We start from the raw sequence: 25,025 nt of genomic DNA, 5'->3' as shown, positions 1-25,025 counted from the left end.
CGAATGGCTCGTATGGCCGGGCGGCTGCAGTCCTTCAGCTCCGTGATCGCCCGCTGGCACGGCGACGAGCGCACAGTCGGCTCACCGCTCACCGAGGCCGATCTGGTCGCGCTGCGCCGGACGCGGCTGTTCGGGGCGACGGGCACCGTGCTGATGGCGATCGGCGCGTTGGGCGCCGGCGCCCGCCCCGTCGTTCAGGACCCGACCTTCGGGGTCCGGCTGCTCAACCTGCCCTCCCGCATCCAAACGGTGTCCCTGACCATGACCACGACCGGTGCGGTGATGATGGCGCTCGCGTGGCTGATGCTGGGCCGCTTCGCGCTCGGCAGTAGGCGGATGTCGCGCAGCCAAACCGACCGCACCCTGCTGCTGTGGGCGATCCCGCTGCTCATCGCCCCGCCGATGTACAGCAAAGATGTCTACTCATACCTCGCGCAGAGCGAGATCTCGCTGCAGGGACTCGACCCGTACGAGGTCGGTCCCGCCACCGGGCTGGGTCTCGACCACGTCTTCACGCTGTCGGTGCCCAGCCTGTGGCGGGAGACACCGGCGCCCTACGGTCCGCTGTTCCTGTGGATCGGGCAGAGCATCTCCGCGATCACCGGCGAGAACATCGTCTGGGCCGTGCTCTTCCACCGCTTGGTCGTGCTCCTCGGCGTCGGCCTGATCGTGTGGGCCACCCCACGGCTGGCCCGCCGCTGCGGCGTCGCCGAGGTCAGCGCGCTGTGGCTGGGGCCGTGCAATCCCCTGTTGTTCATGCACCTCGTCGCCGGCATCCACAACGAGGCACTGATGCTCGGCCTGATGCTGGCGGGCACCGAGTTCGCCCTGCGCGGCGTGGACGCCGCCCGGCCACTCGTCCCCCGACCGTTGCACTGGCCGTCGACAGGGGCGCAGTGGGCGCGCTGGTATCCGATGGCGACACTGCTCGCCGGGACCGTGCTGATAGCGATGTCGTCGCAGGTCAAACTGCCGTCGTTGCTCGCGCTCGGCTTCGTCGCGATGGCGCTCGCCTGCCGCTGGGGCGGGACCGTGAAGGCGTTCTTCATCGCCGGCGGATCGCTGACCGCGGTCGCGGTCGCGGTGATGGCGCTCATCGGTTGGGTCAGCGGGCTGGGTTTCGGCTGGTTGTTCACCCTAGGCACCGCCAACGTCGTACGCAGCTGGATGTCCCCGCCGACACTGATCGCGCTGGGCACCGGTCAGGTCGGCATCCTGCTCGGACTCGGCGACCACACCACCGCGATCCTCGGGCTCACCCGCGCCATCGGCGTGAGCATCATCGCGGTGCTGGTCAGCGGGCTGCTGCTGGCGGTGTTGCGGGGGCGGCTGCACCCGGTCGGTGGCCTCGGCGTGGCGCTGGGGGCGACGGTGCTGCTCTTCCCGGTGGTGCAGCCATGGTATCTGCTGTGGGCGATCATCCCCTTGGCTACGTGGGCTACCCGCCCGGGTTTCCGCGGCTCGGCGATCGCGGTCACGCTGATCGTCGGCATCTTCGGCCCGACGGCCAACGGCGACCGGTTTGCGCTGTTCCAGATCGTGATGGCGACATTGGCGAGCACGGTCGTCGTCGCGGTGTTGATGGCACTGACGTGGCGCCGGCTCCCCTGGAAGCCGTTGCCCGAAGGGGATCCGCCGGCGATGCCGGGCCTGGCGTCGACGTCCTCGGCACCCGCGGGATCGGATTCGGGACCACCGCAACCGCGGTCCGCGGCGCCGGGCGCATACGCTGACTCCCCGTGACCACCGGATCCGAAGCCGTCGGCTCCTCCGGCGAACGCTCGGCCGCCCAGCCCGTGCGGCTGCGCGGCGTGACCAAGCGCTACGGGTCGACGACGGCGGTCGCCGGGCTCGATCTCGACGTGCACCGCGCGGAGGTGCTTGCCCTGCTGGGACCCAACGGCGCGGGCAAGACGACCACCGTCGAGATGTGCGAAGGATTCCTGCGGCCTGATTCGGGCACCATCGAGATCCTCGGTATGGACCCGGCGGCGCACAACACCAGGGTGCGTGAGCGCATCGGGGTCATGTTGCAGGGCGGCGGCGGTTATCCGGCGGCCCGAGCCGGCGAGATGCTCGACCTCGTCGCCGCCTACGCCGCCGACCCGCTCGACCCGAGATGGCTGCTCGACACCCTCGGGCTCACCGACGCCGCACGCACCACCTACCGCAGGTTGTCGGGCGGCCAGCAGCAGCGGCTGGCGCTGGCGTGTGCCGTCGTCGGCCGGCCCGAACTGGTCTTCCTCGACGAACCGACCGCCGGGATGGACGCCCACGCCCGGATCGTGGTCTGGGAGTTGATCGACGCGCTGCGCCGCGACGGTGTCACAGTCGTGTTGACCACCCACCAGCTGACCGAGGCCCAGGAGCTGGCCGACCGGCTGGTGATCATCGACCACGGTGTCGCGGTCGCCGCCGGCACACCCGCGGAGCTGATGCGCAGCGGCGCCGAGAACCAGCTGCGGTTCAGCGCGCCACCCAAGCTGGATCTGTCGCTGCTGATCACCGCGTTGCCGGAGAGCTACCAGGCTACCGAGACAACCCCTGGGGAATACCTCGTCGAAGGTCACGTCGACCCGCAGGTGCTGGCCACCGTGACGGCCTGGTGTGCGCGGCTCAACGTGCTGGCCACCGACCTGCGCGTAGAGCAGCGCAGCCTCGAGGACGTGTTCTTGGACCTGACCGGCCGGGAGTTGCGGAAATGACGACCAACCAGTTCGTGCCGGGCACCTTCACACCCGATCCGCGGCCCGCCGCGGTTCCCAAGATGCTGGCCGCCCAGTTCGCCCTCGAACTGCGGTTGCTGCTGCGCAACGGCGAACAGTTGCTGCTCACGATGTTCATCCCGATCACCCTGCTCGTCGGGCTGATCGTGTTGCCGCTCGGCGAGTTCGGCGACGACCGCCCGGGCACGTTCGTCCCAGCCATCATGGCGCTCGCGGTGATCTCGACCGCGTTTACCGGCCAGGCCATCGCCGTGGCCTTCGACCGCCGCTACGGTGCGCTGAAAAGGCTTGGTGCGACGGCACTTCCGGTGTGGGGAATCATCACGGGCAAGTCGCTGGCGGTGGTCGCGGTGGTCTTCCTCCAGTCGATCCTGCTGGGGGCCATCGGCATGGCGCTCGGTTGGCGGCCCGAGGTGGTCGGGCTGTTGCTCGGCGCGGTGGTCATCGCGCTGGGAACCGCGGGATTCGCGGCGCTGGGCCTGCTGCTGGGCGGCACGCTGCGCGCCGAGATCGTGCTCGCGGTCGCCAACCTGCTGTGGTTCGTGTTCGCGGGCCTCGGCGCGCTGACACTGGAAGGTCAGGCGGTGCCCGGCGCGCTGGCATGGGCAGCGCGGCTGACGCCGTCGGGTGCGCTCACCGAAGCGCTGACGCAGGCGATGACATTCTCGGTCGACTGGCTGGGTCTGGCCGTGCTGGCGGCGTGGGGCGGCGTCGCGGCGCTATGCGCGCTGCGCTGGTTCCGCTTCACCTGACACCGGCGCCGGCAGCAGGGTGCTCAGTCCCGTTCGGCTCCCCGCGGTGATCAGGCGGGCCTACTACAAGTCGTAGTTAGGACTGCTCTACCATCGGATTCGTGCCCGTCAGACGACTCTTCCTGCAGTTGGTCGACCTGCTGCCGGTGCCCAGTCTGCGGGTCCAGCGTGCGATCGCCGTCGCGGTCATCCTCACCCAGGGCGGGATCTCGGTCACCGGCGCAATCGTCCGTGTCACCGCGTCGGGGCTCGGCTGCCCAACCTGGCCGCAATGCTTCCCGGGCAGTTTCACCCCGATACCGCACGCCGAGGTGCCGGGCATCCACCAGGCCGTGGAGTTCGGCAACCGCCTGATCACCTTCCTCGTCGTGCTGACCGCCGCCGCGGCGGTACTGGCCGTCACGCGCGCGCGGCGCCGTCGGGAAGTCCTCGTCTACGCGTGGCTGATGCCCGCGTCGACGGTGGCGCAGGCGGTGCTCGGCGGGATCACCGTGCTGACCGGGCTGCTGTGGTGGACCGTCGCGATCCATCTGCTGGTCTCCATGGCCATGGTGTGGCTGTCGGTGCTGCTGTTCGTCAAGATCGGTGAACCGGACGACGGCACGCGGATGCGCACGGTGCCGACGCCGCTGCGCCAGTTGACGAGCGTAAGCGCACTGGCACTGTCGGCGACCCTGGTGACCGGCACCCTGGTGACCGGAGCCGGGCCACACGCCGGCGACAAGAGCATCGAGCAACCGGTGCCCCGCCTGCAGGTCGAGATCACCACGCTGGTGCACCTGCATTCCTCGCTGCTCGTCGCGTACCTGTCGCTTTTGGTCGCGCTCGGGTTCGCGCTGCTGGCGGTGCGGGCGCCGAGGCATGTGCTGACCCGGTTGAGCGTGCTCGTCGCGATCGTCGTCGCGCAGGGCACGGTTGGCGCCGTGCAGTTCCTCACCGGCGTGCCCGCCGCGCTCGTCGCCGTGCACGTGGCCGGTGCGGCTGCCTGTACGGCGGCGACGGCCGCGCTATGGGCGTCGATGCGACAGCGGACCGAGACCGAGACGCTCGAGCGCGACCTCGACCGCGACGGCGAAGTCGCGCTGGCGGTCCGCGCGCGTGCCGGCGTCGAGTTGCCGCCAGCCCAGTGACGGATCGACGAGTTCCACCTCGAGGATCCGGGCGTCGGCGTGATCACCGATGACGTCGACCCGCGCGTAGAGCAACTCGCCGACCTCCATCCCGAGGATGTCCGCAGCCGCCCGCAGCGCCGCGTGCCCGAGGTCCCACAGCTCGAAGTCAGGTTCGGCAGGAGCCAGCGTCTCCAGTGCGTAGGTGCCGGACTCGTCGAACTCGGGCGACCCCTCCGACGGCAGGATCGCGGCCTTGGTGAACGCATGCGACTGCTCACCGCCGAGGAACACCAGCGCTGTCTCCCCGTACTGCACCCTCGCGTCGTACGGCTGTACCAGGACTGCACGGCCCTGGGCCTGAAGCTGCGCCGCATGCGCAACGGCGGGGACGGGGTCGGTGAAGCGTTGCGCCCCGACCGAGCCGCCGCCCACCGCGGGCTTGACCACCACCTCACCGGCGGGGACGACGACACGTTCGCGGCTGCCGAAGCAGCGGGTCGGCACCGTGGGCACTCCGCAGCGCTCCAGGTCCACGAGGTAACGCTTGTCGGTGTTCCATACGACCACGTCGGGGCTGTTGAGCAGATTGCGCACCTGCCGCGCCCAGCCCCTGAACTCGTCGACACGCTCGATGTGGTCCCATGTCGCCCGCAGGATCACCAGGTCGGCCTCCAGCACCGCCAGGTCGTCCCAGGGCAGCCAGCGGGCGTGCAAGCCGCGCCTGCGCAGCGCCTCGGGCAGCCCGTCGTCGTCGCCGTCGCCCTCGGGCAGTGCGCGGCAGGAGGCCAGCACGATCCTCGGATGGAACAGGTCGGGACGCGCGAGCTTCACGTTGGTCATGCTAAGCGGTGGATGATGGTCCGCATGTACGCGATCGAAGTGTCCGAAACCGGCGGTCCGGAGGTCCTCACCCCCGTCGAGAAGGAACCGCCCTCGCCCGGTCCGGGTCAGGTGCTGATCAGGGCCGAGGCAATCGGCGTCAATTTCATCGACACCTACTTCCGCTCGGGCTTGTATCGGCGGGAGGTGCCGTTCGTCGTCGGCACCGAGGTCTGCGGCACCATCGAGGCCGTCGGCGACGATGTCGCGGCCCTGCAGGTCGGGGACCGGGTGGTGACCGACAAGGCGCTCGGCGCCTATGCCGAATACACCGTCGCGCCAGCGGACTTCGTCGCCTATGTGCCCGACGGGGTGGCTCCCGCGGTCGCCGCCTCCTCACTGTTGAAGGGGATGACAGCCCATTACCTGATCAAGTCGACCTATCCGGTGCAGCAGGGCGACACGGTGCTGGTCCACGCGGGAGCCGGCGGGGTCGGGCTGATCCTCACGCAGTGGGCGACCAGCCTCGCAACCAAGGTCATCACCACCGTGTCCACACCGCAGAAAGCCGAGTTGTCCCGCCAGGCCGGGGCGATCGAGGTGCTCGACTACCCCGGCGATCCGCAGGAGTTCGGTGCCCGGGTCCGTGACCTCACCGGCGGCAACGGTGTGGCTGCGGTCTACGACGGCGTGGGTGCGGCGACCTTCGACGCCAGCCTGGCCAGCCTCGCCGTACGCGGCACGCTCGTCCTGTTCGGCGGGGCAAGCGGACCAGTGCCGCCGGTCGACCCGCAGCGGCTCAACTCGTCGGGGTCGGTGTACCTGACCCGGCCGAGCCTGGTGCACTACACCCGTACCCCTGACGAATTCTCATGGCGTGCAGGTGAAGTACTCAACGCAATCGCCAAGGGACAGATCACGGTGACCATCAGCGAACACTATCCGCTGCGCGATGCGGAACGCGCGCACCGCGATCTGCAGGGGCGCAAGACCGTGGGATCCGTCGTCCTGATTCCGTAAGGTGGTGCGGTCAGCCGAACAGTGTCGGCAGCGCCAGTACCGAATCGACCGCCAGGGCGGCGAAGACGACGGCCAGGTAGTTGTTCGACTGCAGGAACAACCGCAGCGGCTTGACCGGCTCGCCGCGCTTGACCGCGCTGTAGAGCTGGTGGGCCATGACCAGGAACCAAGTACCCGCCAGCGCTGCCGCCGCCGCGTACAGCCAGCCGGTGGCCAGCGCCAGCACCAGCGTGGTGAGCACTGTCAGCCACGTGTAGATCAGGATCTGACGGGTGACCTGACGCTCGGTGGCGACCGCCGGAAGCATCGGCACACCGGCCGCTTTGTAGTCGTCCTTGTAGCGCATCGCCAGCGCCCAGGTGTGCGGCGGCGTCCAGAAGAAGATGACCGCGAACATCACCAGCGCGGGCCACTGGATCGTGCCGGTGACCGCCGACCAGCCGATCATCACCGGCATGCAGCCGGCCGCCCCGCCCCACACGACGTTCTGAGAGGTGCGGCGCTTCAGCAGCAGCGTGTAGACGAAGACGTAGAACGCGATGGTGGCGACAGCCAGCAGGCCGGACAGCAGGTTGCTGGTGCCCCACAGCCAGAGAAAGGAGGTGACCGACAACGTGAGACCGAAGACGAGCGCGTTGCGGGTGGAGACGGTGTCGCGGGCGAGCGGCCGGCGGGCGGTCCGCTTCATCTTCTTGTCGATGTCGGCGTCGGCGACACAGTTGAGCGTGTTCGCCCCGGCGGCAGCCAGCATCCCACCGATGAGCGTGTTGAGAATCAGCAGCGGATCGACCGTGCCGCGATCGGCCAGCAACATCGCCGGAATGGCGGTGACCAGCAACAACTCGATCACGCGTGGCTTCGTCAGCGCCAGATAGGCCAAAACCGTGGTGCGAATGCGAGACGGCGCCCCATGGCTGAGGTGGCGCTCGCGAATGCTCACGCAGTCAACTCCTCATCGTCGGCGGTGGTCGTGGCGATGTTGATGGTCTTCCGCTTGGCGATTGGTCCTTGGCGATTGGTCCTTGGAGATCGGTCCTTGGTGATCGGTCACAGCCGCCGCGCAACATCTACTACAGACGATGGTAGACCTCCCGAGACCCCGAGTATGACCGCAGGGTCGATTCCGCGTTACCACCGTAACGGGAAAGCAAATCCCCCGCCCGCACCATGCGGCGGTCCGTCCCGGAGCACTAGGGTTGGAGGCGCGGTCCCGAAGGTTGTGCGCGGCCGCTGACCGAACATGCCATCGAGGAGCGAGCCAGTGACCACCGTCGACGACATCGCGACGCTGACCGAAGCCCACCATCCCGACGACTGGACCGAGGTGGACTCCGCCGCGGTCGACACCGTCCGGGTGCTGGCGGCGGACGCGGTCCAGAAGGTCGGCAACGGCCACCCCGGCACGGCGATGAGTTTGGCGCCACTGGCGTACACACTGTTCCAGCGGACCATGCGGCACGATCCGAGCGATGTGCACTGGCTGGGCCGGGACCGGTTCATCCTGTCCTGCGGTCACTCCAGCCTGACCCTCTACATCCAGCTCTACCTCGGTGGGTTCGGCCTCGAACTCGAGGACATCCAGTCGCTGCGGACCTTCAAGTCCAAGACCCCGGGCCATCCCGAGTTCCGCCACACCAAGGGCGTGGAGATCACGACCGGCCCGCTCGGCCAGGGCCTCGCCTCCGCCGTGGGCATGGCGATGGCGGCGCGCTACGAACGCGGTCTGTTCGACCCGGACGCCGCACCCGGCACCAGCCCTTTCGACCACCACATCTACGTCATCGTCTCCGACGGCGACATCGAGGAGGGCGTGACCAGCGAGGCCTCGTCGCTGGCGGGCACCCAGCAGCTCGACAACCTGATCGTCTTCTACGACCAGAACCAGATCTCCATCGAGCACGATACGAACATCGCCCTGTCGGAGAACGTCGCCGACCGCTACCGCGCCTACGGCTGGCACGTCCAGGAGGTCCAGGGCGGCGAGAACGTCACCGGAATAGAAGAAGCGATCGAGTCCGCCAAAGCAGTGACGGACCGCCCGTCGTTCATCGCGCTGCGCACGATCATCGGCTATCCGGCGCCGAACAAGATGAACACCGGCGGCGTGCACGGCTCAGCCCTCGGCGAGGACGAGGTCGCGGCGGTGAAGAAGATCCTCGGCTTCGACCCGGACAAGACGTTCGAGGTGCGCGACGAGGTCATCGAACACACCCGCAAGCTCGTCGACCGGGGCCGCGAAGCCCATGAGAAGTGGCAGCCGGAGTTCGACGCGTGGGCCGAACGCGAACCCGAGCGCAAAAAGCTCCTCGACCGGCTGCTGGCCCAGGAACTGCCCGAAGCGTGGGACGCCGACCTGACGTACTGGGAACCGGGCAGCAAGGCGGTGGCGACTCGTGCCGCGTTCGGCCAGGTGCTCAACGACGTCGCCCCCAAGTTGCCGGAGCTGTGGGGCGGTTCGGCCGACCTCGCGGGCAGCAACAACACCACGATCAAGGGGGTGAAGTCGTTCGGGCCTCCGTCGATCTCGACCGACGACTTCACCGCCGACTGGTACGGTCGGGTGCTGCACTTCGGTGTGCGCGAGCACGCGATGGGTGCGATCCTGTCGGGCATCGTGCTGCACGGGCCGACCCGCGCCTTCGGCGGCACGTTCCTGCAGTTCTCCGACTACATGCGGCCGGCGGTGCGGCTCGCGTCGCTGATGGACATCGACACCATCTACATCTGGACCCATGATTCGATCGGTCTCGGTGAGGACGGGCCGACCCATCAGCCGATCGAGCACCTCGCCGCGCTGCGTGCGATCCCGAACCTCTCGGTGGTCCGGCCCGGTGACCCGAACGAGACGGCCTATGCGTGGCGCAGCATCGTGGCCCGCGGGAACGGCAGCGGGCCGGTCGGGTTCATCCTGACCCGGCAAGGGATCCCGGTCCTGGAGGGCACCGACTCCGACGGGGTCGCGCGCGGTGGGTACGTCCTCGGCGGCGATGATGCCGGCGGAGCCGACGTCATCATCATCGCGACCGGATCGGAGCTCCAGCTGGCGGTGGAGGCCAAGAAGCGCCTCGCCGACAAGGACATAACGGCTGCGGTCGTGTCCATGCCGTGCGTGGAGTGGTTCGAATCGCAGCCGAAGGAATACCGCGACAGCGTGCTGCCGCCCAACGTCTCCGCGCGCGTCGCCGTGGAGGCCGCCGTCGCCCAGAGCTGGTACAAGCTCGTCGGCGACACCGGTGAGATCGTCTCCATCGAGCACTACGGGGAATCCGCCGACGCCAAGACGTTGTTCCGTGAGTTCGGCTTCACCGCCGAGGCCGTGACCGCCGCTGCGGAGCGATCGATCGCCAACTGACCACCCAGCACCGCTGAAAGGCAATACCATGACCCAGAACGCCAACACCGCCGCACTGTCGGCCGCGGGAGTGTCCGTATGGCTCGACGATCTGTCACGTGAGCGGTTGCAGACCGGCAATCTGCAGCAGCTCATCGATACCCGCAGCGTCGTGGGGGTCACCACCAACCCCTCGATCTTCCAGGCCGCCCTGTCCAAGGGTGATGCCTACGACGCGCAGGTGAAGGAACTCGCGGAGCGGGGCGCAGACGTCGACGCCACCATCCGCACCGTGACCACCGACGACGTGCGCACCGCGTGCGACGTGCTGGCCAAGCAGTACGAGCTGTCCGGCGGCGTCGACGGTCGGGTGTCCATCGAGGTGGACCCGCGGCTGGCGCACGACACCGACAAGACGATCCTGCAAGCCATCGAGCTGTGGAAAATCGTCGACCGGCCGAATCTGCTGATCAAGATCCCGGCCACCGAGGCGGGTGTGCCGGCCATCACCGCGGTGATCGCCGAGGGCATCTCGGTCAACGTGACGCTGATCTTCTCCGTCGAACGTCACCGCGCGGTGATGGACGCCTACCTGGAGGGTCTGGAGAAGGCGAAGGAAGCCGGCCACGAGCTGTCCACGATCCACTCCGTCGCCTCGTTCTTCGTCTCGCGCGTCGACACCGAGATCGACAAGCGCCTGGAGAAGATCGGCTCCGAAGAGGCGCTGGCACTGCGCGGTCAGGCCGGGGTGGCCAATGCCAGGCTGGCCTACGCGGCCTACGAGGAGGTCTTCGTCGGCGGGTCGCGGTTCGGCGAACTCAAGGCCGCCGGCGCCCGCGTCCAGCGGCCGCTGTGGGCGTCGACCGGGGTGAAGAATCCGGACTACTCCGACACTCTGTACGTCACCGAACTCGTCGCCCCCAACACGGTGAACACGATGCCGGAGAAGACGCTGGAGGCCGTTGCTGACCACGGCGTGATCACCGGTGACACCGTGACCGGTAAGGCAGCCGAATCACAGGCGGTGTTCGACGAACTCGACGCCGTCGGCATCGACCTACGAGACGTGTTCATCGCTCTCGAACAGGAAGGCGTCGAGAAGTTCGAGAAGTCGTGGCAGGAGTTGCTCGAAGCCACGCAGGGCCAGCTCGACGAGAAGAAGTCCTGAGCCGATCTATGGGTGCAGCTGAGGCCGCAACCGGATGGCGCAATCCGCTGCGGGACAAGCGCGACAAGCGGATGCCCCGAATCGCGGGGCCGTGCAGTGTGGTCATCTTCGGAGTGACCGGCGACCTGGCACGCAAGAAGCTGATGCCGGCGATCTACGACCTCGCCAACCGGGGTCTGCTGCCGCCGACGTTTGCCCTCGTCGGGTTCGCCCGGCGCGACTGGGCCGACGAGGACTTCTCCCAGGTCGTCCGCGACGCGGTCAAGCAGCACGCCCGCACCCCCTTCCGCCAGGAGGTGTGGGACAGGCTCTCGGAGGGGATCCGGTTCGTCCAGGGCACGTTCGACGACGAGAAGGCGTTCGAGCAGCTCGCGGAGACGCTCAACAAGCTCGACGCGGAACGCGGGACCGGCGGCAACCATGCCTTCTACCTGTCCATCCCGCCGAAAGCGTTCCCCCAGGTGCTCGAACAGCTGTCGAGTACGGGTCTGGCCAAGAAGGCCGAAGGCTACTGGAGCCGCGTGGTCATCGAGAAGCCGTTCGGTCAAGACCTCAAGAGCGCCGAAGAACTCAACGCCATCGTCAACAACGTTTTCCCAGAGTCGTCGGTCTTCAGGATCGATCACTACCTGGGTAAGGAGACCGTCCAAAACATCCTCGCGTTGCGGTTCGCCAACGAGCTCTTCGAGCCGGTGTGGAATTCGCACTACGTGGACAGCGTGCAGATCACGATGGCCGAGGACATCGGACTCGGCGGGCGCGGCGGCTATTACGACGGCGTCGGCGCCGCCCGCGACGTCATCCAGAACCACCTGCTGCAACTGTTGGCCCTCACCGCCATGGAGGAGCCCGTGAGCTTCTCCCCCGACGAGTTGCAGGCCGAGAAGATCAAGGTCCTCTCGGCCAGCACGCTCGCCGAGCCGCTTGACCAGACAACCTCACGCGGCCAGTACACGGCGGGATGGCAGGGCGGCGAGCGGGTCGTCGGGCTCCTGGAGGAGGAGGGCTTCTCGCAGACGTCCACCACCGAGACGTTCGCGGCGATCACCGTGGACGTCGACACCCGCCGATGGGCCGGGGTGCCGTTCTACCTGCGGACGGGAAAACGCCTGGGCCGCCGGGTCACTGAGATCGCGCTGATCTTCAAGAGGGCGCCGCATCTGCCGTTCGACGCCACCATGACCGAGGAGCTCGGACAGAACGCGTTGGTGATCCGCGTGCAACCCGACGAGGGCATCACGCTGCGGTTCGGATCGAAGGTCCCGGGCAACCAGATGGAGGTCCGCGACGTCAGCATGGACTTCTCCTACGGATCCGCCTTCGCCGAGGAGTCGCCCGAGGCCTACGAACGGCTGATCCTCGACGTCCTGCTGGGCGAACCGTCGTTGTTCCCGGTGAACGAAGAAGTCGAACTGTCCTGGAAGATCCTGGATCCGGCGCTGGACTACTGGGGGTCCCACGGCAAGCCCGACCCCTATGAGTCCGGCGGTTGGGGGCCCGATTCTGCGTTCGAGATGCTGCGGCGGACCGGCAGAGAGTGGAGGCGGCCGTGACGAGCGCTCGCGCGAGGAACCGACGCACACCGACGAGCGCTCGCGCGAGGAACCGACGCACACCGACGAGCGCTCGCGCGAGGAACCGACACGCACCGACGAGCGCTCGCGCGAGGAACCGAGAACGCCGATGATCATCGATCTGCCCGATACCGGCACCGGCGCCATCGCCAAGAAGATCCAGGCGCTGCGCGAAGAGGGCGGTGCGGTCACCCTGGGCCGCGTCCTCACCCTCGTCATCGCACCGGACACCGAGTCCCTCCTCGAGGAGTCCATCGACGCGGCCAACGCGGCCAGCCGCGAACACCCGTGTCGCGTCATCGTTGTCGCCCCCGGCGATCGACGCGCGGAGAAGGCCCGGTTGGACGCACAACTGCGGGTCGGCAGCGATGCCGGCGCCAACGAGGTCGTAGTGTTACGCCTGTCGGGGCCGCTCGCCCATCACGCCAGCAGCGTGGTGATGCCGTTCCTGCTGCCCGACACACCCGTGGTGACCTGGTGGCCGGACGTCGCACCACGGACCCCCGCGCAGGATCCGTTGGGCAAGTTGGCGATAAGGCGAATCACCGATGCCACCAACGGGATCGATCCGCTGGCGTCGATCAAGGGGCGGTTGACCGGTTACACCCCCGGAGACACCGACCTGGCGTGGAGCCGGATCACCTACTGGCGTGCGTTGCTCACCGCGGCGGTGGATCAGCCGCCCCACGAGAAGATCAGCTCGGCGCTGGTGTCCGGACTGGGGACCGAACCCGCACTGGACGTCCTGGCAGGTTGGCTGGCCAGTCGCATCGACGGCCCGGTGCAGCGCGCCGTCGGCGAACTCAAGGTCGAACTGGTCCGAGACAGCGAGACCATCACGCTGAGTCGCCCTCAGGACGGCATTACCGCGAAGATCACCCGAACCGCCAAGCCGGAGGCTCTGATCCCGTTGGCGCGCAGGGAAACTCGCGAATGCCTGGCCGAGGACATGCGCAGGCTGGATGCCGACGAGATCTACTTCGAGGCACTGCAGGGTATCGACAAGGTGCAGTACGTATGAGCGTTTCGGTGCGCCGGTACCCGGACAGCGATGCCCTGGTCGCGGCTGTCGCCGACCGGCTCGCCGACGAGATCGTGTCGGCCGTCGCGCTGCGCGGGCGGGCGAACGTCGTGTTCACCGGCGGCGGCACCGGCATCGAGGTGCTCGCTCGCCTGGGCACCCATGACGACCGCATCGACTGGTCGAAGGTGCACGTCTTCTACGGCGATGAGCGGTACGTGCCCGAGGGGGACGACGAGCGCAACGACAAGCAGGCGCATGAGGCGCTGCTGGACCGCATCGACATCCCGGCGAACAACGTGCATGCGATGCCGGCGGCCGACGGCGAGTTCGGTGACGACCTCGGCGCCGCCGCGGTCGCCTACGAGCAGGTGCTGGCGGGGCAGGCCGAACCCGACGAACCGACGCCCGTGTTCGACGTGCACCTGCTCGGGATGGGGCCGGAGGGACACGTCAACTCACTGTTCCCCCACACCCCGGCGGTGCGCGAGACGGCCCATATGGTGGTCGGCGTGCCGGACTGCCCCAAACCGCCGCCACAGCGAATCACGTTGACACTGCCCGCAGTTCGGCGATCCCGTGCGGTCTGGCTGGTGGTGTCGGGTGACGGCAAGGCGGCGGCGGTGGCAGCTGCAGTGGGCGGCGCCGACCCCGACGACTGTCCCGCGGCGGGTGCGGTCGGACGCGAGGCGACGGTGTGGTTCCTCGACGAGGCGGCCGCGTCGCAGCTCTGACCCGCTACTCGTCGCCGACCCGCTCTGCCTGGGCGTCGGCGTAACCGGCGGCATAATCGGAGATGCGGCGGAGCGCATCGCCGCTGACCGACGGTCTCGGGGCGTTCTCGCATTCGCGTGACTGCACGCAATTGAGACGTCCGGACCGGGTCGGCGGTTCCCGGAGCTGTCATAATGGCGGTCATGGTCGACAGAGGCGGTCGCAACACCCGTACGGGCACCGAGCGCATCAGAAAGCTCGCACAGGCGGCACTCAACGCGGACATGACGGTCCAGCAGGTCGACACCATCCTCGAAGGCCTCAGCGGCACGCTTGAGGACCTCAACAGTTCCACGACCAACCTGGATGCGACGCTCGAGCGGTTCAACGACACGATCAACCAGATCAACGCGCTGGCGCCGCGGCTCATCGCGGTGGTCGACCGCTTGGAGGGCATCGTCACGCGAGTCGAACGCCTCGTCGGCATGGGCGAGGCGGTGCTCGGCCCGTTGGCCGCAACGGAGAACGCGGTGCGCGGTGCGCTCAACGCGGTGCGCCGCAGCACCGGTCTCTAACCGCTGGCGCAGGCCCTTCGGGTCGGCCGCGCGTTCGCGGTGGGTGGCCCAATACGCCCGGCACCGATCCGCGGCGTCGCGCTGCAGCGCTCGACGCAGCCGAAACACCGCCTCCCACTGCCGTCCCAGCCGCTGGCGCATCGGTTCCTCCGAGGCGTCCAGCTCGAGGCGGATCACCGCCACCGGCCCGTCGTATTCGAAGTTCGGGGCCTTCGACCTGCCCCGGCGGCGCGATGCGACCACCACCTCATCGCCGCCCTGCCACACCGATGGCGAAACCTGCTGCCGCTGACCGGCCTCACCCGCCACCAGGTCCACGCCGTCTGCGCCGCGGCCCGGCACACGCTGCCCCCACGCCCCGGGCGGCCCTGGAGCCTGCCGCTGCCGGTCAGGGTGTTGCTGATGCTGATCCCTCTACGCACCAACCTCACCACCCGCGCACTGGCCGTCTTATCCGCCAGCAGCCAATCCACGTGGATCGGATCATTCACCACCTGATGCCGATGCCGGTGCTGGCCAAAGCGCTACGCCCCGCCCCCGACACCAGTGCTCACCCTCAGATCATCGACGCCAGCCCGATCCCCGTGTGCAGCATTGTCGCGGTCAGGCAGTGCCGGCCGGGCAACCGCAACGACATCATCGTCGCCCGCGCAACCATCACACACCTGCTCACCGGAGCACATGAGATCCTCGGCGATGGCGGCTACCGCGGCACCACGTCAATCACCAGCCCGACTCAAGGACTGGCAGATCCTTCGACAATGCCGCCGACGACGCGACGCCATCAACCACAGCCTGCAAATCGTTGCCGAACTCTGGAACCTCAAAACAGCCAGTCAATTACGGGTCAGCTCTTAGCCGCTGTTGCGAAGCGCCGTCGCCAGCCCGCTCATCGTCAGCAGGATGCCGCGCTGCACCAACTCGTCGTGCTCCCCCGACCGGTACCGGCGCAGCAGTTCGACCTGCAGGTGGTTGAGCGGTTCAAGGTAGGGGAACCGGTTGAACACCGACCGGGCCAATGCCGGATTGTCGGCCAACAGGTCCTCCTGACCGGTGATCAGCTTGTGCATCCGGATGGTGCGCTCGTGTTCGTCAGCGATCTTGTCGAAGACCCGGCGCCGCAGTTCTTCATCTTCGACCAGCTCCGAGTACCGCGCCGCCAGACCGAGATCCGACTTCGCCAACACCTGCGCCATGTTGGACAACACGGTCCGGAAAAACGGCCAGCGCCGGTAGAGATCCTGCAGCACCTCCAACCGGTCCTGCCCGTCGGCTTTCCCTTCGACGATGTACTGCTCGAACGCGCTTCCGGTGCCGTACCAGCCGGGCAGCATGACCCGTGACTGGCTCCAGGACAGCACCCACGGAATGGCCCGCAGGTCGGAGATGGAGTTCGTCGGCTTGCGGGAGGCCGGTCGGCTACCGATGTTGAGGGCACCGATCTCGCTCACCGGTGTGGAGGCCTTGAAGTAGTCGACGAAACCCGGTGTCTCGTGGACGAGTTCGGCGTACGCACGCTGTGCGCGCGCCGCCAGGTCGTCGAGCACCTGGTAGGCCGGTCCGGCCTCGCCACCGAGGCCCTCGACGTCGAGCAGCGTGGATTCCAGCGTCGCGGCCACCAGCGTCTCGAGGTTGCGGTGGGCGATGCGCGGTTCGGCGTATTTGGCGGCGATCACCTCCCCCTGTTCGGTGATCCGAAGCGAACCGTTCACCGCACCGGGAGGTTGCGCCAGGATCGCCTCGTAGCTCGGTCCGCCGCCACGGCCGACGGTCCCGCCACGACCGTGGAAGAGCCGCAACCGGATGCCGGTCTTGCGGGCGGATTCGACGAGGTCGAGTTCGGCGCGGTAGAGCGCCCAGTTGGCGGCGAGGTAGCCGCCGTCCTTGTTGGAGTCGGAGTACCCGAGCATGACCTCCTGGCTGTCGCCGCGCGCGGTGACCATGGCGCGATACAGCGGAAGGTCGAGCGCCGCCTCGAGGATCGACGATCCGCGCTGCAGGTCGTCGATCGTCTCGAAGAGCGGGACGATGCCCACCGGTGCGTACGGTTCGTCACCGGAGACGTCCAGCAGGCCCGCCTCTTTGAGCAGGACGGCGGCCTCGAGCATGTCGGACACCGACTCGCACATCGAGATGATGTAGTTGGGCACCGCCTGCTGGCCGAACACCCGCACCGCACGCGCGGCGGCGCGCACGATGTCGAGTTCTTTGCGTGCCAGTTCCGAGAGATCCGTATTCTCGGAGGTGAGGGGCCGTCGGGTGGCGAGCTCGCCGACCAGCAGCTCGATGCGGTCGGACTCGGGTAAGGATGCGTAATCGCCGTGCACGCCCGCCCAGGCCAACAGCTCGGCGACGACCTCCTCGTGGACGTCGGAGTTCTGCCGCATGTCCAGTCCGGACAGGTGGAAACCGAAGACTCGCACCGCCTCTCGCAGTCGCAGCAGCCGGTCGTCGGCGAGTACGGCACTGCCGTTGTCCCGCAGTGAGGCGTCGACTACGTCGAGGTCGGACAGCAGCTCGGCCGGCGTGGCGTAGCGGTCCAGACCGAGATCGAGTTCGTGTTCGGGCTGGCTGTCGAGGATCTCCCGGGCCGTGGCGGTGAGCCTGCCGTGGATCACGCGCAGCGCGCGGCGGTAAGGTTCGTCGGCGCGCGCCGCCTCGTAACACGCATCGGCCAGCGCGGTGAGGTCGTCGCTCACGTGGACCAGCCGCGAAGACATCGACAACTCCTGCTGCAGTGCGGTCAGTTCGGCGAAGTAGTGGTCGAACGCCGTATACGCGGCGCGAGACGTGGCCAGCCGCACCACCTCCGCGGTGACGTTGGGGTTGCCGTCGCGGTCGCCGCCGATCCAGGAGCCGGGCCGCAGGATCGGTTCGGCCAGCAGATCGGTACCGGGCCAGCGGGCCTGTAACGCGGTGCGGACCTCGGCGTTGACGCGCGGGATGACGTCGAAGAACGCGGCTTTGTAATAGCGCAGCCCGGTCTCGATCTCGTCCTGGATCTTCAGGCGCGACAACCGGATCAGTGCCGTCTGCCACAGTGTGAGGATGTGCCTGCGCAACTCCAGTTCGATGTCGCGGTCGTCGTCGGTGGTGTCGTGGCCGTGGGCCCGAAGCCGCATCAGCTCGGTGATGCGGTGCTGGGTGTCGAACACCGTGCGTCGGCGGGTCTCGGTGGGATGAGCCGTGATGACCGGCGACACCAGCGCACCGGTCAGCGCCGTGGCCACCTCATCCCGATCCAATTGCGCCGAATCGAGTTTGGCGTAGGTCGCGGCGAGGCTGCTGTTCTGCGGCGGCTCACCCGCGGCCACGTGGACGGCGCGGCGACGCTCGCGGTGGATGTCCTCGGCCACGTTGGCCAGGAGCGCGAAGTGCGTGAACGCCCGGATGACGGGGATCGCGGCGGGTGGACCGATACCGTGGAACATCCGGGTGAGTTCGGAGCGGTCGATCTCGGAGCGGCGGACCCGGAAGGACTCGACGCGGGCGCGTTCGACGAGGTCGAACACGTCCTCGCCGTTCTGTTCGCGGACGGTGTCACCGAGGATCGCGCCCAGCAGTCGGATGTCTTCGCGCATCGGCTCGGTGGCTTCCCGGCCAACTTCTGTGCGGGTCACCGAGCCGATCGGTCCGAGCGCGTCTGGGAGGTCAGCCATGCGTTAAGTATCGGTGCCAGGCGGACCCGCCGCATGGCGGGCGGGTCCACCGGACGGCGACGTGCCGGCCGGACTAGACGCCGTCGGCGGGCTTGTCTGCGCCGGTGATGTCACGCTCGTGCTGCACGCGGCGTTCCAGTTCGTCGTCGTCGATGGGACGCGGTTCCTTGGCGTGCTCACGATGGTCCGGGTGCACCTCTTCGGTCGGCACCATCACATCGCTGATATCGGGCACATCGCTGATATCGGGATTGTCGTCTCGAGCCATGACGGTTCGATACCCACGGCGAGCGTCCGGCAACCGGCATGGGACCGGTGCCACGGGGTCAGCTGTACTTGATCTGCAGCGCCACGCCGACGATCGAGACCACCCAAATGCCGACGACGAACAGGGTCAGCCGGTCGAGGTTCTTCTCGACGACCGTGGAGCCCGAGAGGCTCGACTGGACGCCGCCACCGAACAGGGTGGACAGACCGCCACCCTTGGCACGATGCAGCAGCACCAGGAGCACCACCAGCAAGCTGGTGACGATCAGCGTGATCTGCAGTGCGAGAACCATGGCGGACAGCCTACAGGCCCCGGGCCCGTGGTCAGGGCAGCGGCCCGCCTGCGGCGATGGCCGACAGCGTGGCGAACTGCTCGCCGTCGAGGGAGGCGCCACCGACCAGCGCGCCGTCGACATCCTCCTGGGCGACGATCTCACCGACATTCTTGGCGTTCACCGACCCGCCGTAGAGTACCCGGATCCCGGCGGCCAGCTGCGGTGAGGCGATCTTCCCCAGCTCGTCGCGGATCGCCTTGCAGACTTCCTGTGCGTCCGCGGCGCCGGCCACCCGGCCGGTGCCGATGGCCCAGACGGGTTCGTAGGCGATGACGGCCTGACCGACCTGCTCCGAGGTGAGCCCCGCCAGCGAACCACGCAACTGCTCGACGTTGTGCTGAACGTGGTTGCCAGCCTCACGCACCTCGAGGTGCTCACCGATGCAGACGATGGGCGTGATGCCGTGCCGGAAGGCCGCGGACGCCTTGGCGGCCACCAGGGCGTCGTCCTCGCGGTGGTAGGTACGGCGCTCCGAGTGGCCGACGACGGCGAACGTGCAGCCCAGCTTGGCCAGGAACGCCCCGCTGATCTCCCCGGTGTAGGCACCGACGTCGTGCTGGCTGAGGTCCTGCGCACCGTAGGTCAGGCGCAGCTTGTCACCGTCGACGAGCGTCTGCACGCTGCGCAGATCGGTGAACGGCGGGATGACGGTCACGTCGACCCTGTCGAAGTACTTGTCCGGCAGGGAGAAGGCGATCTTCTGCACCAGCGCGATGGCCTCGAAGTGGTTGAGGTTCATCTTCCAGTTGCCGGCGATCAGCGGCTTACGGGCCATGCTCTAGGACTCCAGCACTTGGATACCGGGCAGTTCCTTGCCCTCGAGGTATTCCAGCGATGCGCCGCCGCCGGTGGAGATGTGGGAGAAGCCGTCCTCGGCCAAGCCCAATTGGCGCACCGCCGCGGCGCTGTCGCCGCCACCGACGACGCTGAAGGCCCCCTTGCCGGTCGCACCGATGATCGCCTCGGCGACGCCCTTGGTTCCGGCGGCGAACGCAGGGAACTCGAACACTCCCATCGGACCGTTCCAGAACACCGTCTTGGCGTTCGACAGCAGGGTGGTGAACCGCTTCACCGACTCCGGGCCGATGTCGAGGCCCATCTTGTCTTCCGGAATGCGGTCGCTCGCCACCGTTTCCGGCTCTGCGTCGGCGGAGAACGCCGGCGCCACGACGATGTCGACGGGCAGGTGAATTACGTCGGCATAGGTGTCGAGAAGTTCGCGGCAGGTGTCGACCATCTCCGGCTGCACGAGTGACTTACCGACCGGAACCCCTTGAGAGGCAAGGAAGGTGAAGCACATTCCGCCGCCGATCACGAGGCTGTCGGCCTTCTTGGCCAGCGATTCGATCACTGCCAGCTTGTCGGAGACCTTGGAGCCACCGAGCACCACCGCATACGGGCGGTCGGTGGAGGTGGTGAGCTGTTCGAGCACCTTGACCTCGGCGGCCACCAGTGTGCCCGCGTAGTGCGGAAGCAGTGTGGCGACGTCGTACACCGAGGCCTGCTTGCGGTGCAGCACGCCGAAACCGTCGGAGACGAAAGCACCCCCCGAACCGTCCGGGCCACCGACGAGTTCGACCAGCGCCTTGGCCAGCGCCCCACGTTCGTCGTCGTCCTTGCTGGTCTCTCGCGGGTCGAAGCGGATGTTCTCCAGCAGCAGGACGTCACCGTCGGTCAGACCTTCGGCGCGGGCCAGCGCGTCGGTGCCCACCACGTCGCCGGCCAACTGCACGTGCCGGCCCAGGTGGTCGCCCAGCGCGGCGGCGACCGGCTTGAGCGAGTACTTCGGGTCCGGTCCGCCCTTCGGCCGCCCGAGGTGGGCGGTGACAATCACCTTCGCGCCCGCCTCGGCGAGGGCTTTCAGCGTCGGCACAGAGGCGATGATGCGGCCGGGATCGGTGATGGCGCCGTTGTCGTCCAGGGGGACGTTGAGGTCGGAGCGCACCAGCACGCCCCGACCTTCGACGCCGTCGTTGAGCAGATCTTCGAGGGTCTTGACGGCCATGTGTCTAGATCTTCTCCCCGTCGCTTCGCTCGCCGATCAAAGGGACTTACCCACCAGCGCGACCAGGTCGACCAGGCGGTTGGAGTAGCCCCACTCGTTGTCGTACCAGGAGACGACCTTGGCGTGATTGTCGATGACCTTGGTCAAACCGGAGTCGAACAGCGAGCTGTGCGGGTCGGTGACGATGTCGCTGGAGACAATGGGGGCGTCGTAGTACTTGAGGATGCCCTTGAGCGGTCCCTCGGCGGCGGCCTTGAAGGCGGCGTTGATCTCGTCGACGGTGCCCGGCTTGTTTAGCTCGGCAGTGAGGTCGGTGACCGAACCGGTGGGGATCGGCACGCGCAACGCGTAGCCGTCGAGCTTGCCCTTGAGCTCGGGCAGCACCAGGCCGATGGCCTTGGCGGCGCCGGTGGAGGTGGGGACGATGTTGATCGCCGCGGCGCGCGCGCGACGCAGGTCCTTGTGTGGACCGTCCTGCAGGTTCTGGTCCTGGGTGTAGGCGTGAATTGTCGTCATCAGGCCCTTGACGATGCCGAATTCGTCATTGAGCACCTTGGCCAGCGGCCCGAGGCAGTTGGTGGTGCAGGAGGCGTTCGAGATGATGTTCTGGCTGCCGTCGTACTTGTCCTCGTTGACCCCGAGCACGATGGTGATGTCTTCGTCGCTGGCGGGCGCGGAGATGATGACCTTCTTGGCGCCGGCATCGAGGTGGCCCTGTGCCTTGTCGCGCTTGGTGAAGATGCCGGTCGACTCGACGACGACGTCGACGCCCAGGTCACCCCAGGGCAGCGCGGCGGGGCCCTCCTTGATCGACAGACCCTTCAAGGTGTCTCCGCCGACGACGATGTTTTCTCCCTCGACGCTGACGTCGAACGGCAGCCGGCCGAGGATCGAGTCGAACTTCAGCAGGTGGGCGAGGGTCTCGTTGTCGGTGAGGTCGTTGACCGCCACGATCTCGACATCGGTGTTCTCGCCTTCGAGCTTCTGGGCGGCCAACGCCCGGAAGAAGTTGCGGCCGATACGGCCGAAGCCGTTGACGCCTACCCGGATGGTCACGTGGATATCCCCTGTCTGCCTGGCGGTGGATTGCTCGCCTGCCAGCCTAGTGCGGCCGGACCCCCGACGCGCGGGCTGGTCAATGCACGCCCAGCCTCTGGTCGGCGTACGGATTGCCCAGCCATGTGCGGCGGATCTGCTGCAGCGTGCCCGCGTCCTCCAACTCGGCCTGCGCGACGCTGATCCGGCTCAGCAACTGCCGGTCGTGGCCGGCGACGGCGATCGCGATGTTCTCGACGGACAGTCCCTTCTGGACCACGTCGACGGCGGGAAGCCTCTTGGTGAGTTCAGTCAGCGTCGGCGCGAGCGCCATGACGGCGTCGCAGCGGCCGATCGAGAGGTCGGACAGCGCGGTGGGCAGGTCGTCGTACGGCTTCAGCTTCGCGGCGCGACCCTGTTCGACGAGGCTCTCGGCGACCTGCCTACTGGGGTTGTCGCGCTGTACGGCGATGGTGAGGCCTTCGAGGTCCTCGGTGCCGTGGACGCCGGGCAGCCGTGCGGTGTCGACGGCGAGGGCCTGTCCGGTGATGAGGTAGGGCGGGGCGAAGGCGGCGTGCCGTTGACGGCCGTCGGTGACGGTCACCCCAGCGATGCAGTCGAGGTCGCCGGCCGCCAGGGCGTCGAAGGCCGTGGCGCCGTCGGATGGGACGAACTGCACCGTCTCGCCGATCGCCTCGGCGACGGCTGTCATGAGGTCGACGTCGAGGCCGGCTTCGCCGTCCATGCCGGCGAACGGCGGGGACAGGACCATCACGCCGACTCTGAGAGTGCCCATACCGGCCACCGTAGCCCCGGGGGCGGTATGCGGCGATCGAGACGGTGGCCGCCGCGGCCAACCGCGGCCGGGCACGCTGGGCGGCAATGGGTCTGCGCTAGGCCTCCTCGAGCAGGTCGGGTGTCACTGCGGACTCGGTGTCCGGGATACCGTCATGCTTGGCTTTGCGGTCAGCCATCGACAGCAGCCGCCGAATTCGTCCGGCGACAGCGTCTTTCGTCATTGGCGGATCGGCGAGCCGGCCCAATTCCTCCAGCGAGGCCTGACGGTGCTCGACACGCAGCTGGCCCGCGGACGCCAGATGGTCGGGAACCGTGTCGCCGAGGATCTCGAGTGCCCGCTCCACCCGCGCCGCCGCCGCCACAGCTGCGCGCGCCGAGCGCCGCAGGTTCGCGTCGTCGAAGTTTGCCAACCGGTTGGCGGTGGCCCGCACTTCCCGCCGCATCCGGCGCTCTTCCCACGCCAGTCTCGTGTCTTGAGCACCCATCCGGGTCAACAGCGCACCGATGGCCTCGCCGTCGCGCACCACCACCCGGTCGCTGCCGCGCACCTCTCGCGCCTTGGCGCTCACACCCAGCCTGCGGGCGGCCCCAACCAGCGCCAGCGCCGCCTCGGGTCCCGGGCAGCTGACCTCGAGCGCCGAGGACCGTCCCGGTTCGGTGAGCGAACCGTGCGCCAGGAACGCGCCGCGCCAGGCGGCCTCGGCGTCGGCCACACTCCCGCCCACGACATCGGCCGGCAGTCCGCGCACCGGGCGGCCCCGCAGGTCGATCAGCCCGGTCTGCCGTGCCAACGCCTCGCCGTCCTTGGCGACCCGTACCACGTATCGCGTGCCCTTACGAATACCACTGGCGGACAACATGTGCACGACGGCGTTGTAGCCGTACAGGTCGTGGATGTCCTTGCGTAGTCGCCGCGCGATGATGCCGAGGTCCACCTCGGCCTCGACGACCACCCGGCCCGACACGATGTGTAGTCCGCCGGCGAAGCGCAACAGCGAGGCCACCTCGGCGCGGCGGGCACTCACCGAGTTCACCACGAGTCGGCTCAGCTCGTCTTTGACCTCGGCTGTCATCGCCACGAGTCGTCACCTCTCGGTCGGTTTCAAAGTCGGGGTACACGCAGTCGGCACCTCGTCGCGGCCCCCCGCCGTCCCGCGAAGCCGGACACCTTCAAGGGCCGCGGCCAGTCGCGCCGGATCATGTAAAGGTGTACCAGGTCGGCAGACGTCGGCGAACCGTACTCGGGCATCGAGGATGTTCGCCGTCCGGCTCAGTTGGTCCCGTTCCCGATCACTGGGCACCCGGCTGGCGTCGACGATGATGTCGTGCACGGTGAAGTTCGGCGCGTGCTGCCACAGCACGTGGATGTGCCGCTCGACGGAGAAACCGGCCGTCTCCCCCGGTTCGGCGGCCAGATTGAGCACCAGCGCCCGGCGCGCCGAGGTGGCGCTCAACGCGGCGGCCAGTTCGGGCACCAGCACGTGCGGGATGACGCTGGTGAACCACGACCCGGGCCCCAGCACCACCAAGTCGGCCGACATGATCGCGTCGACGGCCTGGCGCGTCGCCGGTGGATCGGCCGGCAACAGCCGCACCCGGCGTACCTTTCCGACGGTCGTCGCAATGGCCACCTGACCGCGGATCACGCGGCTCATCCGCGGATCGGATTCCAGGCCGGCGACGTCGGCCTCGATCTGCAGGGCGATCGGGCACATCGGCAGCACCCGGCCCTTGACCCCGAGGACGCGGCCCAACTCGTCGAGGGCGGCTACCGGGTCGGCCAGCACCTCCGAGAGGCCGGCCAACATCAGGTTGCCGATCGGGTGCCCGGCCAGCGCGCCGCTGCCGCCGAACCGGTGCTGGATGATGGTCGCCCACAGCCGCCCGTGCGGGCTGTCGGATGCCAAGGCGGCCAAGGCCATTCGCAGATCACCCGGGGGCACGATGTCCAGTTCGCTGCGCAGCCGTCCCGACGACCCGCCGTCGTCGGCAACCGTGACCACCGCGGTGACATGCGGGCTGAGCCGACGTGCCGCGGACAACGTCGCATACAGCCCGTGTCCGCCGCCGAGTGCGACGATGCGTGGGCTCACCTGCCCTCCTCGCGCGCGGGG

General features: G+C 68.2%; 21 protein-coding genes and 1 pseudogene. 11 read left to right on the top strand and 11 right to left on the bottom strand.

Annotated elements, in window-relative coordinates:
• Positions 1-12: 12 nt before the first annotated feature.
• The 5 genes from mptB to G6N07_RS08400 all read left to right on the top strand — a co-directional run bounded on the left by mptB (position 13) and on the right by G6N07_RS08400 (position 6,429).
• Positions 13-1,743 (top strand): polyprenol phosphomannose-dependent alpha 1,6 mannosyltransferase MptB, encoded by a 1,731-nt coding sequence (gene mptB, locus G6N07_RS08420; protein WP_235849800.1) that lies wholly within the window; start codon positions 13-15, stop codon positions 1,741-1,743.
• Positions 1,740-2,705: an ABC transporter ATP-binding protein gene (locus tag G6N07_RS08415; protein WP_085191514.1), complete on the top strand. Its 966-nt coding sequence runs from the start codon at positions 1,740-1,742 to the stop codon at positions 2,703-2,705. Before mptB ends, G6N07_RS08415 begins: the two co-directional genes overlap by 4 nt.
• Entirely contained in the window at positions 2,702-3,478 is a 777-nt protein-coding gene (locus G6N07_RS08410; protein ID WP_085191512.1) for an ABC transporter permease, read from the top strand. The genes G6N07_RS08415 and G6N07_RS08410 overlap by 4 nt, the downstream gene beginning before the upstream one ends.
• A gap of 101 nt (positions 3,479-3,579) precedes the next feature.
• Positions 3,580-4,608, top strand: a complete 1,029-nt coding sequence (locus tag G6N07_RS08405) for a COX15/CtaA family protein (protein WP_085191510.1) — start codon at positions 3,580-3,582, stop codon at positions 4,606-4,608.
• Between the two features lie 846 nt (positions 4,609-5,454).
• The gene (locus tag G6N07_RS08400) at positions 5,455-6,429 is read left to right on the top strand and encodes a quinone oxidoreductase family protein (protein WP_085191647.1); all 975 of its coding nucleotides are present in this window, start codon (positions 5,455-5,457) and stop codon (positions 6,427-6,429) included.
• Between the two features lie 10 nt (positions 6,430-6,439).
• Here the strand turns inward: G6N07_RS08400 and G6N07_RS08395 are convergent, their stop codons facing one another.
• Positions 6,440-7,369 carry a heme o synthase gene (locus G6N07_RS08395; protein WP_085191508.1) on the bottom strand — a complete coding sequence of 310 codons (930 nt, stop codon included), beginning with the start codon at positions 7,367-7,369 and terminating at the stop codon, positions 6,440-6,442.
• A gap of 321 nt (positions 7,370-7,690) precedes the next feature.
• Between G6N07_RS08395 and tkt the strand changes: the two genes are divergently transcribed.
• The 5 genes from tkt to pgl all read left to right on the top strand — a co-directional run bounded on the left by tkt (position 7,691) and on the right by pgl (position 14,257).
• On the top strand, positions 7,691-9,781 hold the full coding sequence (tkt, locus tag G6N07_RS08390; protein WP_085191506.1) for a transketolase: 2,091 nt from the start codon (positions 7,691-7,693) through the stop codon (positions 9,779-9,781).
• 28 nt (positions 9,782-9,809) lie between these two features.
• Complete coding sequence (gene tal / locus G6N07_RS08385) at positions 9,810-10,928, top strand: transaldolase (RefSeq protein WP_085191504.1); 1,119 nt, start codon at positions 9,810-9,812, stop codon at positions 10,926-10,928.
• A gap of 8 nt (positions 10,929-10,936) precedes the next feature.
• Positions 10,937-12,481 carry a glucose-6-phosphate dehydrogenase gene (zwf, locus tag G6N07_RS08380; protein ID WP_085191502.1) on the top strand — a complete coding sequence of 515 codons (1,545 nt, stop codon included), beginning with the start codon at positions 10,937-10,939 and terminating at the stop codon, positions 12,479-12,481.
• 130 nt (positions 12,482-12,611) lie between these two features.
• Positions 12,612-13,523 (top strand): glucose-6-phosphate dehydrogenase assembly protein OpcA, encoded by a 912-nt coding sequence (opcA, locus tag G6N07_RS08375; protein WP_085191645.1) that lies wholly within the window; start codon positions 12,612-12,614, stop codon positions 13,521-13,523.
• Positions 13,520-14,257 (top strand): 6-phosphogluconolactonase, encoded by a 738-nt coding sequence (gene pgl / locus G6N07_RS08370; protein ID WP_085191500.1) that lies wholly within the window; start codon positions 13,520-13,522, stop codon positions 14,255-14,257. Before opcA ends, pgl begins: the two co-directional genes overlap by 4 nt.
• A gap of 4 nt (positions 14,258-14,261) precedes the next feature.
• Here the strand turns inward: pgl and G6N07_RS20705 are convergent, their stop codons facing one another.
• Positions 14,262-14,384 (bottom strand): hypothetical protein, encoded by a 123-nt coding sequence (locus G6N07_RS20705; protein ID WP_263858033.1) that lies wholly within the window; start codon positions 14,382-14,384, stop codon positions 14,262-14,264.
• 56 nt (positions 14,385-14,440) lie between these two features.
• On the opposite strand from G6N07_RS20705, the gene G6N07_RS08365 reads away from it, so the two are divergent.
• The gene (locus tag G6N07_RS08365) at positions 14,441-14,812 is read left to right on the top strand and encodes an ATPase (RefSeq protein ID WP_085191643.1); all 372 of its coding nucleotides are present in this window, start codon (positions 14,441-14,443) and stop codon (positions 14,810-14,812) included.
• Positions 14,813-15,666: 854 nt separating this feature from the next.
• Here G6N07_RS08365 and ppc read toward each other — a convergent pair.
• The 9 genes and pseudogenes from ppc to yvcK all read right to left on the bottom strand — a co-directional run bounded on the left by ppc (position 15,667) and on the right by yvcK (position 25,004).
• Entirely contained in the window at positions 15,667-18,471 is a 2,805-nt protein-coding gene (gene ppc, locus G6N07_RS08360) for a phosphoenolpyruvate carboxylase (protein WP_085191498.1), read from the bottom strand.
• A 73-nt stretch (positions 18,472-18,544) separates the two neighbouring features.
• Positions 18,545-18,739: a hypothetical protein gene (locus tag G6N07_RS08355; RefSeq protein ID WP_085191496.1), complete on the bottom strand. Its 195-nt coding sequence runs from the start codon at positions 18,737-18,739 to the stop codon at positions 18,545-18,547.
• Positions 18,740-18,797: 58 nt separating this feature from the next.
• Entirely contained in the window at positions 18,798-19,031 is a 234-nt protein-coding gene (secG, locus tag G6N07_RS08350) for a preprotein translocase subunit SecG (protein ID WP_011559804.1), read from the bottom strand.
• Positions 19,032-19,062: 31 nt separating this feature from the next.
• Entirely contained in the window at positions 19,063-19,848 is a 786-nt protein-coding gene (tpiA, locus tag G6N07_RS08345; RefSeq protein WP_085191494.1) for a triose-phosphate isomerase, read from the bottom strand.
• A 3-nt stretch (positions 19,849-19,851) separates the two neighbouring features.
• Positions 19,852-21,078: a phosphoglycerate kinase gene (locus tag G6N07_RS08340; protein ID WP_085191492.1), complete on the bottom strand. Its 1,227-nt coding sequence runs from the start codon at positions 21,076-21,078 to the stop codon at positions 19,852-19,854.
• Between the two features lie 36 nt (positions 21,079-21,114).
• Positions 21,115-22,134, bottom strand: a complete 1,020-nt coding sequence (gene gap / locus G6N07_RS08335) for a type I glyceraldehyde-3-phosphate dehydrogenase (RefSeq protein ID WP_085191490.1) — start codon at positions 22,132-22,134, stop codon at positions 21,115-21,117.
• A 79-nt stretch (positions 22,135-22,213) separates the two neighbouring features.
• A complete protein-coding gene (locus G6N07_RS08330; RefSeq protein WP_085191488.1) occupies positions 22,214-22,909 on the bottom strand; it encodes an ABC transporter substrate-binding protein in 696 nt (231 codons plus the stop codon).
• Positions 22,910-23,006: 97 nt separating this feature from the next.
• Positions 23,007-23,984: a DNA-binding protein WhiA gene (gene whiA / locus G6N07_RS08325; protein ID WP_085191641.1), complete on the bottom strand. Its 978-nt coding sequence runs from the start codon at positions 23,982-23,984 to the stop codon at positions 23,007-23,009.
• Positions 23,981-25,004: pseudogene (gene yvcK, locus G6N07_RS08320) on the bottom strand (uridine diphosphate-N-acetylglucosamine-binding protein YvcK). Before yvcK ends, whiA begins: the two are co-directional and overlap by 4 nt.
• Between the last annotated feature and the right edge of the window lie 21 nt (positions 25,005-25,025).

It is taken from the genome of Mycolicibacterium doricum (assembly GCF_010728155.1).
Classification (GTDB): Bacteria; Actinomycetota; Actinomycetes; order Mycobacteriales; family Mycobacteriaceae; genus Mycobacterium; species Mycobacterium doricum.
This window is presented reverse-complemented; position numbering and strand designations above follow the sequence as displayed.